This window comes from Kitasatospora sp. NPDC091276, from assembly GCF_040684355.1.
Taxonomy (GTDB): domain Bacteria; phylum Actinomycetota; class Actinomycetes; order Streptomycetales; family Streptomycetaceae; genus Kitasatospora.
The window spans coordinates 24,835-37,454 of sequence record NZ_JBFBFU010000024.1; the positions used below are offsets into that span (position 1 = coordinate 24,835).

The 12,620-nt window shown below is 73.0% G+C and carries 11 protein-coding genes and 1 pseudogene; 7 read left to right on the forward strand and 5 right to left on the reverse strand.

Going from position 1 to position 12,620, the window contains the following annotated elements; translation table 11 throughout:
- Positions 1-48: 48 nt before the first annotated feature.
- The 6 genes and pseudogenes from AB0O19_RS27150 (at position 49) to rny (ending at position 6,198) form a co-directional block, all read left to right on the forward strand.
- The gene (locus tag AB0O19_RS27150) at positions 49-639 is read left to right on the forward strand and encodes a GNAT family N-acetyltransferase (RefSeq protein WP_363584599.1); all 591 of its coding nucleotides are present in this window, start codon (positions 49-51) and stop codon (positions 637-639) included.
- On the forward strand, positions 636-830 hold the full coding sequence (locus tag AB0O19_RS27155) for a DUF3046 domain-containing protein (RefSeq protein WP_350880193.1): 195 nt from the start codon (positions 636-638) through the stop codon (positions 828-830). Before AB0O19_RS27150 ends, AB0O19_RS27155 begins: the two co-directional genes overlap by 4 nt.
- 207 nt (positions 831-1,037) lie before the next feature.
- A complete protein-coding gene (locus tag AB0O19_RS27160; RefSeq protein ID WP_363623276.1) occupies positions 1,038-2,171 on the forward strand; it encodes an AI-2E family transporter in 1,134 nt (377 codons plus the stop codon).
- Between the two features lie 177 nt (positions 2,172-2,348).
- The gene (recA, locus tag AB0O19_RS27165) at positions 2,349-3,479 is read left to right on the forward strand and encodes a recombinase RecA (RefSeq protein WP_363623174.1); all 1,131 of its coding nucleotides are present in this window, start codon (positions 2,349-2,351) and stop codon (positions 3,477-3,479) included.
- 598 nt (positions 3,480-4,077) lie between these two features.
- Positions 4,078-4,572, forward strand: a pseudogene (locus tag AB0O19_RS27170) (regulatory protein RecX); the annotation flags it as partial.
- Positions 4,573-4,728: 156 nt separating this feature from the next.
- On the forward strand, positions 4,729-6,198 hold the full coding sequence (gene rny / locus AB0O19_RS27175) for a ribonuclease Y (RefSeq protein WP_363623176.1): 1,470 nt from the start codon (positions 4,729-4,731) through the stop codon (positions 6,196-6,198).
- Positions 6,199-6,270: 72 nt separating this feature from the next.
- On the opposite strand, the gene AB0O19_RS27180 is transcribed toward rny, so the two are convergent.
- The 5 genes from AB0O19_RS27180 to AB0O19_RS27200 all read right to left on the reverse strand — a co-directional run bounded on the left by AB0O19_RS27180 (position 6,271) and on the right by AB0O19_RS27200 (position 11,492).
- The gene (locus AB0O19_RS27180) at positions 6,271-8,019 is read right to left on the reverse strand and encodes an FAD-dependent monooxygenase (RefSeq protein ID WP_363623178.1); all 1,749 of its coding nucleotides are present in this window, start codon (positions 8,017-8,019) and stop codon (positions 6,271-6,273) included.
- A 122-nt stretch (positions 8,020-8,141) separates the two neighbouring features.
- Complete coding sequence (locus AB0O19_RS27185; protein WP_363623180.1) at positions 8,142-8,993, reverse strand: amino acid ABC transporter permease; 852 nt, start codon at positions 8,991-8,993, stop codon at positions 8,142-8,144.
- Positions 8,990-9,640: an amino acid ABC transporter permease gene (locus AB0O19_RS27190; protein ID WP_363623182.1), complete on the reverse strand. Its 651-nt coding sequence runs from the start codon at positions 9,638-9,640 to the stop codon at positions 8,990-8,992. Before AB0O19_RS27190 ends, AB0O19_RS27185 begins: the two co-directional genes overlap by 4 nt.
- 55 nt (positions 9,641-9,695) lie before the next feature.
- The gene (locus AB0O19_RS27195; protein WP_363623184.1) at positions 9,696-10,598 is read right to left on the reverse strand and encodes a glutamate ABC transporter substrate-binding protein; all 903 of its coding nucleotides are present in this window, start codon (positions 10,596-10,598) and stop codon (positions 9,696-9,698) included.
- Positions 10,599-10,718: 120 nt separating this feature from the next.
- Positions 10,719-11,492, reverse strand: a complete 774-nt coding sequence (locus tag AB0O19_RS27200) for an amino acid ABC transporter ATP-binding protein (RefSeq protein WP_363584583.1) — start codon at positions 11,490-11,492, stop codon at positions 10,719-10,721.
- Positions 11,493-11,863: 371 nt separating this feature from the next.
- Between AB0O19_RS27200 and AB0O19_RS27205 the strand changes: the two genes are divergently transcribed.
- Entirely contained in the window at positions 11,864-12,619 is a 756-nt protein-coding gene (locus AB0O19_RS27205; protein WP_350880177.1) for a response regulator transcription factor, read from the forward strand.
- Position 12,620: the final 1 nt, after the last annotated feature.

Below are 12,620 nucleotides of genomic sequence, written 5' to 3' on the forward strand. Positions count from 1 at the left end.
CCGGAAAACCGGGTGACGCCGCCCGGGCCGGCGGGTGAGGATCGGGGCGTGACCGTCTTCCTCACCACCGAGCGGCTGGTGCTGCGCCGCTTCACCGCAGCGGACGTCGACCACCTGGTCGAACTGGACGGCGACCCGGAGGTGATGCGCCACCTCACCGGCGGGCGACCGACCGCGCGGGAGCGGGTCGAGGGCGAACTGCTGCCGCTGTACCTCGCGCACCACCGGCGGTACGGCGACCTCGGCTGGTGGGCGGCCGAGGAGCGGGACGGCGGGGCCTTCCTGGGCTGGTTCGAGTTCCGGCCGACGCGGGACGGCGACCGCTCCGAGGTCGAGCTGGGGTACCGGCTGCGCCGGGCCGCCTGGGGGCTCGGGTACGCGACCGAGGGGGCGCGGGCGCTGGTCCGCCGCGGCTTCACCGAACTGGGCGTGCGGCGGGTGGTGGCGTACACGATGACGGTCAACGCGGGCTCGCGGCGGGTCATGGAGAAGACCGGGCTGTCGTTCGTCCGCACCTTCCACGAGGACTACCCGGAGGCGATCCCCGGCAGCGAGCACGGTGAGGTCGAGTACGCGCTGACGGCCGGGCAGTGGCGGGCCCGGAGCGGGGCCGCGCGGTCCGGGATACTGGAGCCATGAGGCTGACGGAGTTCTGGCGACGGATGCACGCGCACTTCGGGGAGACGTACGCGGAGTCCTTCGCCTCCGACCACGTGATGAGCGAACTCGGCGGGCGGACGGTGCGGCAGGCGCTGGAGGCGGGCTGGGAGGCCAAGGACGTCTGGCGGGTGGTCTGCGAGACTCAGGGCGTCTCCGGCGTGCTGCGCTGACCACCGCCCGCCCGGAGGACCGACCCCGCCCCGACGGGGTGCCCGGTGCTCGGGCGGTTCCGGGGGATGGGTGAGACTGTCGGAGTGACAAGCAGCGCAGAAGCACAGAATTCGGACAGGACGGCGCGGGTCGCCGACGAGGCTCCGGGCCCGCCGCCCGAACCGCGGCTGCCGGAGGGCGCGGCCGGCGGCCTCTGGGGTGGCGGGATGCCGCGCTGGCTGCCCCGGGCGATGGTGCTGGCCCTGGTGCTGGTCGGGCTGTTCCAGCTCGCCGACTGGGCCTTCCACCAGCTGATCGACCTCTTCGTGATGCTGCTGGTGGCCTTCTTCCTCTCGCTGGCGCTGGAGCCGGCCGTCGACCGGATGGCGGCGCGCGGGGTGCGTCGCGGGATCGGCACCTTCCTGGTGTTCGTCGCGGTGGGGATCGCGGTGATCGGGTTCCTCGCGGCGCTCGGCACGCTGCTGGTCGATCAGGTCGCGAAGATCGCCGGGGACCTGCCGCACCTGGTCGACAACCTGATCAACTGGGTGAACCGGACGTTCCATCAGGACCTGTCGCTGGGCGAGCTGCAGAAGAAGCTGCTCAAGGACTCCGGCGCGATCGAGAGCTACGCCCAGCAGGCCGCCGACAACGTCTGGGGCCTCTCCTCCACCGTGATCGGCGGGCTCTTCCAGGCCTTCACGGTCGGGCTGTTCACCTTCTACTTCACCGCCGAGGGCCCGCGGGTCCGCCGGACGGTCTGCTCGATGCTGCCGCCCGCCAAGCAGGGCGAGGTGCTGCGGGCCTGGGAGATCGCACTCGCCAAGACCGGCGGCTACCTGTACTCCCGGGCGCTGCTCGCGGTGGTCTCCGCGATCGGGCACTGGGTGATGTTCGAGCTGCTCGACCTGCCGTACGCGGCCGCGCTGGCGGTCTGGGTCGGCGTCATGTCGCAGTTCGTGCCGACCATCGGGACGTACCTGGCCGGCGCGCTGCCGGTGCTGGTGGCGCTCACCGTGCAGCCGGTGGACGCGCTCTGGGTGCTGATCTTCGTGGTGGTCTACCAGCAGGTCGAGAACTACCTGCTGCACCCGAGGATCACCGCGCGGACGGTGGACGTGCACCCGGCGGTCGCGTTCGGCGCGGTGATCGCGGGCGCGGCGCTGCTCGGCGCGGTGGGCGCGCTGATCGCCATCCCGGCGGCGGCCACCCTGCAGGGCTTCGTCGGGACGTACGTGCGGCGGTACGAGGTGGCCACCGACCCGCGGATCGACCGGGGCGAGCAGCGGCGGGCCCGGCGGGAGCTGCGCCGGGAGGCGGCGCGGCGGCTGCGGCGGATGGTCGGCGGCGACGGGAGGTGACCCGGCCGGCGGTGGCGGCACCGTTCGGACGTGCGAGGCTTGAATCGAACAGTTGTTCTCTATACTCTCCGGCGAGGAGTTTTCCACAGGCGGAGCCGGGTCGGGCTCGTTTGTCAGTGGGACGCGCTAGCGTCGAGGACGATGAAGCGCACAGCACAGAACCCGAGGGTGGAAGCCATGGCAGGTACGGACCGCGAGAAGGCCCTTGAGAACGCACTCGCTCAGATCGAGCGGCAGTTCGGCAAGGGCTCGGTGATGCGCCTGGGCGAGAAGGCCAACGAGCCGATCGACGTGATCCCCACCGGGTCCACCGCCCTGGACGTCGCCCTCGGTGTCGGCGGTATCCCGCGCGGCCGGGTGGTCGAGATCTACGGCCCCGAGTCCTCCGGCAAGACCACCCTGACCCTCCACCTGGCGGCCAACGCCCAGCGGGCCGGCGGCACGGTCGCCTTCGTCGACGCGGAGCACGCGCTCGATCCCGAGTACGCCAAGAAGCTCGGCGTGGACACCGACGCCCTGCTGGTCAGCCAGCCGGACACCGGTGAGCAGGCGCTGGAGATCACCGACATGCTGATCCGCTCCGGCGCGGTCGACCTGATCATCATCGACTCGGTCGCGGCGCTCGTCCCGCGTGCGGAGATCGAGGGCGAGATGGGTGACTCGCACGTCGGTCTGCAGGCCCGGCTGATGAGCCAGGCGCTGCGCAAGATCGCCGGCGCGCTGAACCAGTCGGGCACCACGGCGGTGTTCATCAACCAGCTGCGCGAGAAGATCGGCGTCATGTTCGGCTCGCCGGAGACCACGACCGGTGGCCGGGCGCTGAAGTTCTACGCCTCCGTCCGGCTGGACATCCGCCGGATCGAGACCCTGAAGGACGGCACCGAGGCGGTCGGCAACCGCACCCGCGTCAAGGTGGTCAAGAACAAGGTCGCCGCGCCGTTCAAGCAGGCCGAGTTCGACATCCTCTACGGCGTCGGCATCAGCCGCGAGGGCGGCCTGATCGACATGGGCGTCGAGCACGGCTTCATCCGCAAGTCCGGCGCCTGGTACACCTACGAGGGCGACCAGCTCGGCCAGGGCAAGGAGAACGCCCGCAACTTCCTGCGGGACAACCCGCAGCTCGCCGACGAGATCGAGCGGAAGATCAAGGGCAAGCTCGGCATCGGCCCGAAGACCGAGGAGCCGGCCGAGGGCGAGGCTGCTGCCGCTGCCGCTGCCGCTGCCGCCGACGGCGCCGCGAAGCCGATCACCGCGACCGCCGCCAAGACGGCTGCGGCGAAGAAGACGGCGGCGGCCGCCAAGGCCTGAACCGTTGACGCAGCACGACGCAGTGGGTGAGGGCGGACCGGCGGGTCCGGACGGCGACGACTACGGGCCGCCGGACTGGTTCGCCGCCGTGGCGGGGGAGTCGGAGCCGCCGTTCGAGGCGACGCCCCGGGCGCGGTCGCAGTCCCGGAAGGGGCGGCGGCGGGAGCGGTCCTCCGCCGCACAGTGGGCATCCGGTCCGGAGCCGGAGTTCGACCGGGCGTCGGCCCGGGCGGTGCGCGGCGCGGCGCCCGGGCCGGCTCCGGCGGAGCCGACGGTGGACGAGCTCGGGCTCGTCTCCGCCTCCGAACTGCCCACCGGCCGCCGCAGGCGGCGATCGGCACTGGCGGCCGAGGAGTTCGACGAGGCCGGCTCCGCGACGGCGGGCAGCGGCCGGGGCGAGGCCGGGGCGGTCGGTCACGGGGGTGTGACCGCCCCGGCCCCGCGCACCGGTACCGGGGCGCGTCGTGGGCGGCGCACTCCGGCCGGGCGCTCCGCCGGGCACGCCTCGGACGAGGCGGGCGCTCCGGGTGACGAGCGAGACCCCTCCGTCCGTACCGGCCGAACCGCACGGAAGCGGGCCGGGACCGAGGAGACGGCCGATCCCGAGGCGCGTGCCCGCGACATCTGCCTGCGGCTGCTCACCGGCGCCGCCAAGAGCCGCAAACAGCTCGCCGACGCCCTGCGCAAGCGGGAGATCCCGGACGACGTCGCCGACGAGGTGCTCACCCGGCTCGAAGAGGTCGGGCTGATCGACGACGCGGCCTTCGCCGCGGCCTGGGTGGAGTCCCGGCACGCCGTCCGGGCGCTGTCCCGGCGGGCGCTGGCCCAGGAACTGCGCACCAAGGGCGTGGCCGCGGACCTGGTCGAACAGGCCGTCGCCCAGCTCGACCACGACGACGAGACCGAGGCCGCCCGGGCGCTGGTGGACCGCAAGCTGCGGTCCACCCGGGGGCTGGACCCGCAGGTCCGGATGCGGCGGCTGGTCGGCGTGCTGGCCCGGCGCGGCTACTCCGAGGGGCTGGCGTTCCGGGTGGTGCGGAGCGCGCTGGACGAGGAGGAGCCGGGCGAACCGTCGGGAACCGGGAGGGACTAGTGGCCGTCCGGTAGCCATTGCGTACGCTTCTTGGTCCAGTCCAGGTCGAGTCTTGACCGTTTCGTGACCCGCGCCTAGCCTCGCACTCAGTGCGGGGGCGCTTCCGGACGGCGGTCCACGCCGGGCGGCGGACAGCGGTGACGGGGAGTGGGCGGCATGAGGATCTCTGCGGGCACCGGACCGGACGCCTCCCTGCTGCTCCTCGCCGGGTCGGCCGGCGCCGTCCTGCTGCTCCTCGCCGTCCTGGTCGGGTTGCTGGCCAAGCGGCTCCGGGCCGCCCAGCGGCGCGCCGGCGTCGAGGCCGAGCGCGTTCGCGGCTGGGCCGAGCAGCAGACCTCCCGGCAGCGGGCCGAACTCGACCGGCGCGAGGAGCAGTTGGCCGAGGAGCTGCGCCGGGTCCGGACCAGGGAGGACGAACTCGCCGCGCGCTTCGCCGAGCTGGAGCGCGCCCGGGGCGAGGCCGAGGCCCTGGTGACCCGCCGGGTGGCGGTGCTGGAGCGGGCCGGCGGACTCTCCGCCGAGCAGGCCCGCGCCGAACTCCTGCGCGAGGCCGCGACCACGGCTCGGCGGGAGGCCGCGGTCACGGTCCGGGAGTTCGAGCGCGAGGCCAGGGAGGAGGGCGAGCGCCGGGCCCGGGGCATCCTCGCCGGGGCGATCCAGCGGCTGGCGACGGTGCAGACCGCCGAGACGGCGGTCACCGTCTTCCGGCTGCCGAGCGAGGACATGAAGGGCCGGATCATCGGCCGCGAAGGCCGCAACATCCGTGCCTTCGAGGCGGTCACCGGCGTCAACCTGATCATCGACGACACCCCCGCGACGGTGCAGCTCTCCTGCTTCGACCCGGTCCGCCGGGAGACCGCCCGGCTCACCCTGGAACAACTGGTCGAGGACGGCCGGATCCACCCGACCCGGATCGAGCACGTCCACGAGCGCAGCCGCGAGGAGGTCGAGCAGTGCTGCGTCCGGGCCGGTGAGGACGCCCTGCTGGACGCCCGGGTCGGCGGGATGCACCCCGAACTCGTCCGCACCCTGGGCAGTCTGCGCTACCGGGTCTCGTACGGGCAGAACGTGCTCGGGCACCTGCTGGAGTCCGCGCACCTGGCCGGGATGATGGCCGCCGAGCTCGGGGTGGCCCCGGAGCCGGTACGGCGGTCGGCCCTGCTGCACGACATCGGCAAGGCGCTCACCCACGAGGTCGAGGGCAGCCACGCGGCGGTCGGCGCGGACTTCGCCCGCCGGCACGGGGAGTCCCCGGAGGTGGTGCACGCGATCGCCGCGCACCACGGCGAGGTGGAGCCGCGCACCGTGGAGGCCGTGCTCACGCAGGCCGCGGACGCCTGTTCGGGCGGGCGGCCCGGGGCGCGCAAGGAGTCGCTGGAGGTGTACGTGCGGCGGCTGGCGCGGCTGGAGGAGATCGCCCGCGCGCACGAGGGCGTGGCCGAGGTGTACGCGATGCAGGCGGGGCGCGAGGTACGGGTGATGGTGCGGCCGGAGGAGGTGGACGACCTCGGGGCGCAGCTGATCGCCCGCGAGGTCGCCCGGCAGGTCTCCGAGGAGCTGACCTATCCCGGCCAGATCCGGGTGACGGTGGTCCGGGAGAGCCGGGCCATCGCGGTGGCGAGTTAGGCCCTGCCCGGTCCTGTCCGGTCCTGTCCGGCGCACGCCCGGAGTTGCACGCCCGGGGCACGCGCCAGGGCCCTACGCGCGGGGTGAGTCCACCTGCCGGGGCGCCTGGCGGGCGGCGGGCTCCGGCGCGGGGTCCTGGTCGGGCTCGGCTTCGGGTGCGCCGGCGAGCGGGGCCGGCCCGCCCCGGGCGCGGTCGGCGAGCGCCAGCAGGTCCTCGGCGGCGGCGCCCTGGGTGGCGCCGACCAGGTGCCCGTCCGGCCGGATCAGCAGCACGGTGTGCGGCCCGGCCTCCGGGTACTCCTCGGTGACCAGCACTTCGGCGGGCACCGGCAGCGCGGCGGCGACCTCGGCGAGCCGGGGCATCAGGCCGGCGCCCAGCCAGTGCTCGGCGGACCAGACGGCGGTGCCGGGGGCGACCAGCAGCAGCAGGAAGGTGACGCCGAGCCGGGCGTGCAGGTGATCCGGGGTGCCGTCGGCGGCGAGCACCGGCAGGTCCGGGACGAGCACGCCGGGGGCGGTGGCCGGCAGCAGTTCGCTGAGCGAGGTGGTGCCGCGGGCGCCGCGCTGGACCGGCACCCGGCCGGGGACGCCCGAGGGCGCGGCCGGGTAGGCGGGCGCGCCGCCGAAGCGGCCGGTGCCGAGCTGTCCGTCGGCGAGCAGCGGTGCGTGCTTGCGGAAGCCGCCGACCAGCAGCGAGCGCCGGGTCTGCTGCCAGCCGCGCAGCGGGCGCAGCAGCGGCATGGACTGGTCGACGGCGCGCAGCCGGGCGCCGACCGCGCCGCGCCGTTCGGCCTCGTAGCCGTCCAGCAGGGAGCCTCCGGGTTGCGGGCCGCCGGAGTGGAGGTGCCAGGCGAGGGAGAGCCGCCAGGCGAGGTTGTCGGCGTCGCGCAGCCCGTCGGCCAGGTTCTGCATGCCGAGCGCGCCGTGCAGGTGGGCGGCGTCGCCGGCGAGGAAGCAACGGCCGCTGCGGAACCGGGCGGCGAGGCGCTGTTGGGCGGTGTGGTCGGCGGCGGCGAGCAGGTCGAAGCGGGGGAGTTCGCCGCACCAGCCGGTGAGGGTGGCGGTGACCCGGGTGAGCAGGGTGTCGCCGGTGACGACGCCGGGCCAGGTGGCGTGCGGGTCGACGGCTTCGGTGGGGGCGGGCCGCCCGGGGGGCAGCCGCCAGTCGAGCCGCCAGACGCCGTCCGGCAGCGGGCGGGCGGAGGCCTCGCGGTCGCCGCGCCACGGGGGCTCGCGGTGCAGCCGGGCCTCGTGGAAGGGCAGGTCGACCCGGACGGTGGCGATGGCGTTGCGGTCGACGGCGGGGCGGCCGGGGAAGCGGATCTTCAGGAGCTTGCGGACGGCGGATCTGGCGCCGTCGCAGCCGACCAGGTGGCTGCCGCGCCACCAGGTGCTGGAGCCGTCCTGGGTGCCGTGGGTGCGGACGCTGACGCCGTCGCGGTCCTGTTCGAGTTCGACGACCCGGCTCAGCGGGACCAGCCGGACCAGCGGGGTGCCGGTGAGGGCGTCGCGCAGGCCGCGCTGGAGGCGGTGCTGGGGCAGGTGGAAGGCGGGGGAGTCGGTGAGGTCGATCCGCAGCACCTCCTGGCGGCGGCGCCAGACGGTGAAGGAGTCCCAGAGGGCGGAGTCCGAGACGGCCCGCGGGTAGCCGATCCGGGTGAGGAAGGCGGCGGTGTCGGCCCCGAGGACGACGCTGCGCGGGCCCTCGGGGCAGAGCCCGGAGCCCTCGTCCAGGACGATGGTCGGCACCTCGTGCCGGGCGAGGGCGAGGGCCAGGGCCAGACCGACCGGTCCGGCCCCGACCACGATCACCGGGTCCATGTGGTGACCTCCGGGCACGAACCGGCCGATGGGCCGGCGTCAGTTACCGCTGCCGCATATGCCGCGTGGATGCTCCCGGGAGGTGTCACGAAGAGCAATGCAACAGTTCACCTGCGTGTGCGTCAAGCAGCAGCTGAAGTGCGCCGGTTCGCGCCGCGACGGCCGCGCGCTTCGATCCACCGGGCGAGGGCGGTCAGCAGCAGGCACATGGCGATGTAGATCGGACCGATCACCAGCACCACGGGGATGTAGGGGAAGCCCGCGGCGTTGATCGGCTGGCTGGCGATCGCCTTGCCGACGAACAGCAGCTCGTGGAAGGTGATGACGAAGCCGAGCGAGGTGTCCTTCAGGGTGACGACCAGCTGGCCGATCATCGAGGGCAGCATCGAGCGGATCGCCTGCGGCACCAGGATGCCGGCCATCACCTGGGTCTTGCGCATGCCGAGCGCGTAGGCCGCCTCGGCCTGGCCGCGCGGGACGGCGTTGACGCCGCTGCGGATGATCTCGGCCTGCACCGAGCCGTTGTAGAGGGTGAGGCCGAGCACCAGCGCCCACATCGGCTCCTTCGCGAAGAACGCGTAGTAGAGCGCGACGATCAGGATCAGCAGTGGCATCGCCCGGAAGAACTGGACGAAGCCGACGGCCGCCCAGCGGACCGGCTTGTGGTCGGAGAGCTGCCCGGCGGCGAGCAGGCCGCCCAGGGTGAGCGAGAACAGTGCGGCCAGGCCGAAGGCCTCCAGGGTGGAGAGCAGGCCGTCCACGATGCGCTGCTGGACGGTGTTGTACTGGAACGCGTCCCACATCTGCGGGTCGAACTGGCCGTTGTCGGAGAGCGCGGCGAAGACGTACCAGAGCAGGGCGGCGACGCCGATCAGCGCCAGTACCCCGAACAGCCGGTACCGGGTGCGGGCCCGCGGGCCGGGGGCGTCGTAGAGGACGCTGGCCGTGGGGGTGCGGGTGAAGAGGTTGCTCATCGGGCCACCGCCAGTCGGGATTCCAGGACGCGGAACAGCGTGGCGACCGTGGCACTGATCACCAGGTAGGCGCAGGCCACCCAGAAGAAGATCCCGAAGATCGCGTAGCCGCGTTCGGAGAGGGTCTGCTGCACGCTGTACAGCTCGCTGACGCTGAACGCGCCGGCGATCGCCGAGTTCCTCGGCAGCGCGATGAACACGCTGCTCAGCGGGGCCAGGACGGTCCGGGTGGCCTGCGGCAGGATGACCAGGGTGAGGGTCTGGCCGAAGCTCATGCCGAGGCTGCGGGCCGCCTCGGCCTGGCCGAGCGGCACGGTGTTGATGCCCGAGCGGATCACCTCGCAGACGAACGAGGCGGTGTAGCCGCCGAGCGCCAGCACCGCGAAGGTGAGGTGGCCGAAGTGCACCCCGAGCGGCGGCAGGCCGAAGGTGACGGCGAAGAACAGCAGGGTCAGCGGGGTGTTGCGGAACAGCGTGACCCAGGCGGTGCCGAAGGCCCGCAGGACCGGCACCGGGGAGACCCGGAAGGCCGCCAGCAGGGTGCCCAGCAGCAGGGCGAGCAGGGCGCTGAGCGCGCTCAGCTCGATCGTCTGCAGGAAGCCGTCGCGGAACAACGCGAAGTTGTCCTGCTCGAACAGGAACCCCATCCGGCGGCCCTCCTCTCATCAGATGGTCAGGACGGATGGTCGGGCGTGGACCGGATCAGTAGCGTTCGAGGGCCGGCACGGCCGGCGCGGCGGAGCCGGACGCGCCCAGGGTCGCGTCGTAGGCCTTCTTCCAGTCGCCGTTGTCCTCGTGGGCCTTGAGCGCGTCGCTGATGGCGTTGCGCAGGACCGCGTCGTCCTTGTTGAGACCGACGCCGTAGTTCTCCTTGGTGAACGGCTTGCCGACCACCTTGAGCTTGGGGGCGTACTTGGAGGCGTAGCCCTTGAGGATCGCGTCGTCGGTGGTGACCGCGTCGACCTCGCCGGACAGCAGCTTCTCGACGCAGGCCGAGTAGGTGTCGAACTGCGTGATCTTCGGGTTGTACTGCTGGATGTTCTTGATCGAGGTGGAGCCGGTGGCGGTGCAGATGTTCTTGCCGCCGACGCTCTCCGGGCCGGTGATCGAGGTGTTGTCGGCCTTCACCAGGAAGTCCTGGCCGGCGATGTAGTACGGGCCGGCGAAGGAGACCGTCTTCTTGCGCTCGTCGTTGATGCTGTAGGTGCCGACGTAGAAGTCGATCTGGCCCTTGGCGATGGCCGGCTCGCGCTGCGAGGAGACCAGCGTCTGCCACTTGATCTGCTGCGGGCTGAAGCCGAGGTCGGCGGCGATCATCTTGGCGATCTCGATGTCGAAGCCGCTGCGGTCGCCGCTGGCGACGTCCTCGAAGCCCAGGAACGGCTGGTCGGCCTTGGCGCCGATGATCAGCTGACCGCGCTTCTTCGCCTCGGCGAGGATCGCCGAGTCGATCTTGACGTCGGTCTTGACCGTGTAGGTGGGCAGCGCCGGGGCGTTGCCGCTGCTCGCGGCGGTGGCGCCGGGGGTGCCGTCCTTGCCGCAGGCGGCGGTGGCGGTGAGCGCGACGGCACAGAGCGCGACGGCGAGGGTGCGACGAGTCCTCATGAGGGTTGTTCTCCTGGGAGCTGGGCCACGGCTAACCGGGCTCTGGCGTCTGGAAGGTGCGTGCGCGGGCAGGGCCGCCCGGCGTCCTTGCCGGCGGCGGCCCCGCGTGGTCTCGAAGCGTCAGTGGTGGAGGATCTTCGAGAGGAAGTCCTTGGCACGGTCGGAACGCGGCGCGGTGAAGAAGGCGTCCGGGGTGTTCTGCTCGACGATCCGGCCGTCGGCCATGAACAGCACGCGGTTGGCGGCGGAGCGGGCGAAACCCATCTCGTGGGTGACCACGACCATCGTCATGCCGTCGGCGGCCAGCTGGCGCATGACCTCCAGCACCTCGTTGACCATCTCCGGGTCGAGGGCCGAGGTGGGCTCGTCGAAGAGCATCACCTTGGGCTTCATCGCCAGCGCCCGGGCGATCGCCACGCGCTGCTGCTGGCCGCCGGAGAGCTGGGCGGGGAACTTGTCCGCCTGCGCGCCGACGCCGACCCGCTCCAGCAGTTCGCGGGCGGTCTTCTCGGCCTGCGCCCGGGCGATCCCGCGCACCTTGACCTGGCCGATGACGACGTTCTCCAGCACCGTCTTGTGCGCGAACAGGTTGAAGCTCTGGAACACCATGCCGACCTCGGCGCGCAGCCGGGCCAGCTCCTTGCCCTCGGCGGGCAGCGGGCGGCCGTCGATGGTGATCGTGCCGGAGTCGATGGTCTCCAGCCGGTTGATCGTCCGGCAGAGCGTCGACTTGCCGGAGCCGGACGGCCCGATCAGGACCACGACCTCGCCCTGGACGATCTTCAGGTCGATGTCCTGGAGGACGTGCAGCGCTCCGTAGTGCTTGTTCACGCTGCTCAGCACGACCAGGGGGGCGGCTGCAGGGGTGGAGTCCTCGACCGGATTCTCGGCCATCGCGCCTGCTCCCTCGTGTCGGCCCGTGAAAGTCTGAACTCCCTTGGGCGGCAATGGTGGTACGAAATCCGGGAGCCGCGACCGGCGGAGCCGCAGCCCCCGGTGGGCCGACCATAGGAGTGATGACGACGTGCCGTCAGCCGATCTGAGCGGAACTTGAGGATCACGAAACGGCCACACGCTGCTCGCGGGCCGTTCGCCGGGTCGCCAACGGGGCATGTGAGAGCGGGCGTCCGCGCCGGCGCGCCCCGCCCCGCGGCAGCCGTCGGGCGACCGAGCCTGGCGCCGGGCCGCCCACTGGCTCATACTGCGCAGGACCGGGGCCCGACCGGGCGGTCCCGGTGATCAGGTGGGGGAAGGAGGAGAACAGGATGCGACTGCTGCTCGTCGAGGACGACGAACGCGTGGCCGCCGCGCTGGTCGCGGTACTGGGCCGGCACGGCTTCCAGGTCCGGCACGCCCGCAGCGGGCACGAGGCGCTGGACGCCCTGGTGCCGGACGGGAACGACCCGTACCGGGTGGTGCTGCTCGACCTCGGGCTGCCCGACCGCGACGGCTTCGAGGTGTGCAGCCGGATCAGGGCCGGCAGCGGCGTTCCGGTGATCATGGTCACCGCCCGCGCCGACATCCGCTCCCGGATCCACGGCCTCAACCTGGGCGCCGACGACTACGTCACCAAGCCCTACGACATGGGCGAGCTGCTCGCCCGCATCCACGCGGTGGCCCGCCGCGGCGCCGCCCCCGCCTCGGTGGCGGTGCCCGCGCCCGACGCCGTCCCGCAGCAGCGCGGCCCGCTGGAGTCCCGCGGCATCCGGATCGACCGGGAGCGCCGCCGGGTCAGCGTGGACGGCCGGGACGTGCCGCTCACCCGCAAGGAGTTCGACCTGCTCGCCCTGCTCGCCCAGAGCCCCGGCGTGGTCTACCGGCGCGAGCAGATCTTCAGCGAGGTCTGGCGCAGCGGCTGGGAGGGCAACGGGCGCACCCTGGAGGTGCACATCGGCTCGCTGCGCAACAAGCTCGCGCTGCCCGGCCTGGTCGAGGCCGTCCGCGGCGTCGGCTACCGCCTGATCCCGGAGTCCCCGGCGCCCGCCGCGGACCCGGCCCCGCCCGCCCCCGCGGAGCGCTGAC

Coding starts and splice junctions, on each gene's coding strand:
- AB0O19_RS27155 (WP_350880193.1), top strand. CDS start 636: ATGAGGCTGACGGAGTTCTGGCGACGGATGCACGCGCACTTCGGGGAG.
- AB0O19_RS27160 (WP_363623276.1), top strand. CDS start 1,038: ATGCCGCGCTGGCTGCCCCGGGCGATGGTGCTGGCCCTGGTGCTGGTC.
- recA (WP_363623174.1), top strand. CDS start 2,349: ATGGCAGGTACGGACCGCGAGAAGGCCCTTGAGAACGCACTCGCTCAG.
- rny (WP_363623176.1), top strand. CDS start 4,729: ATGAGGATCTCTGCGGGCACCGGACCGGACGCCTCCCTGCTGCTCCTC.
- AB0O19_RS27180 (WP_363623178.1), bottom strand. CDS start 8,019: ATGGACCCGGTGATCGTGGTCGGGGCCGGACCGGTCGGTCTGGCCCTG.
- AB0O19_RS27185 (WP_363623180.1), bottom strand. CDS start 8,993: ATGAGCAACCTCTTCACCCGCACCCCCACGGCCAGCGTCCTCTACGAC.
- AB0O19_RS27190 (WP_363623182.1), bottom strand. CDS start 9,640: ATGGGGTTCCTGTTCGAGCAGGACAACTTCGCGTTGTTCCGCGACGGC.
- AB0O19_RS27195 (WP_363623184.1), bottom strand. CDS start 10,598: ATGAGGACTCGTCGCACCCTCGCCGTCGCGCTCTGTGCCGTCGCGCTC.
- AB0O19_RS27200 (WP_363584583.1), bottom strand. CDS start 11,492: ATGGCCGAGAATCCGGTCGAGGACTCCACCCCTGCAGCCGCCCCCCTG.
- AB0O19_RS27205 (WP_350880177.1), top strand. CDS start 11,864: ATGCGACTGCTGCTCGTCGAGGACGACGAACGCGTGGCCGCCGCGCTG.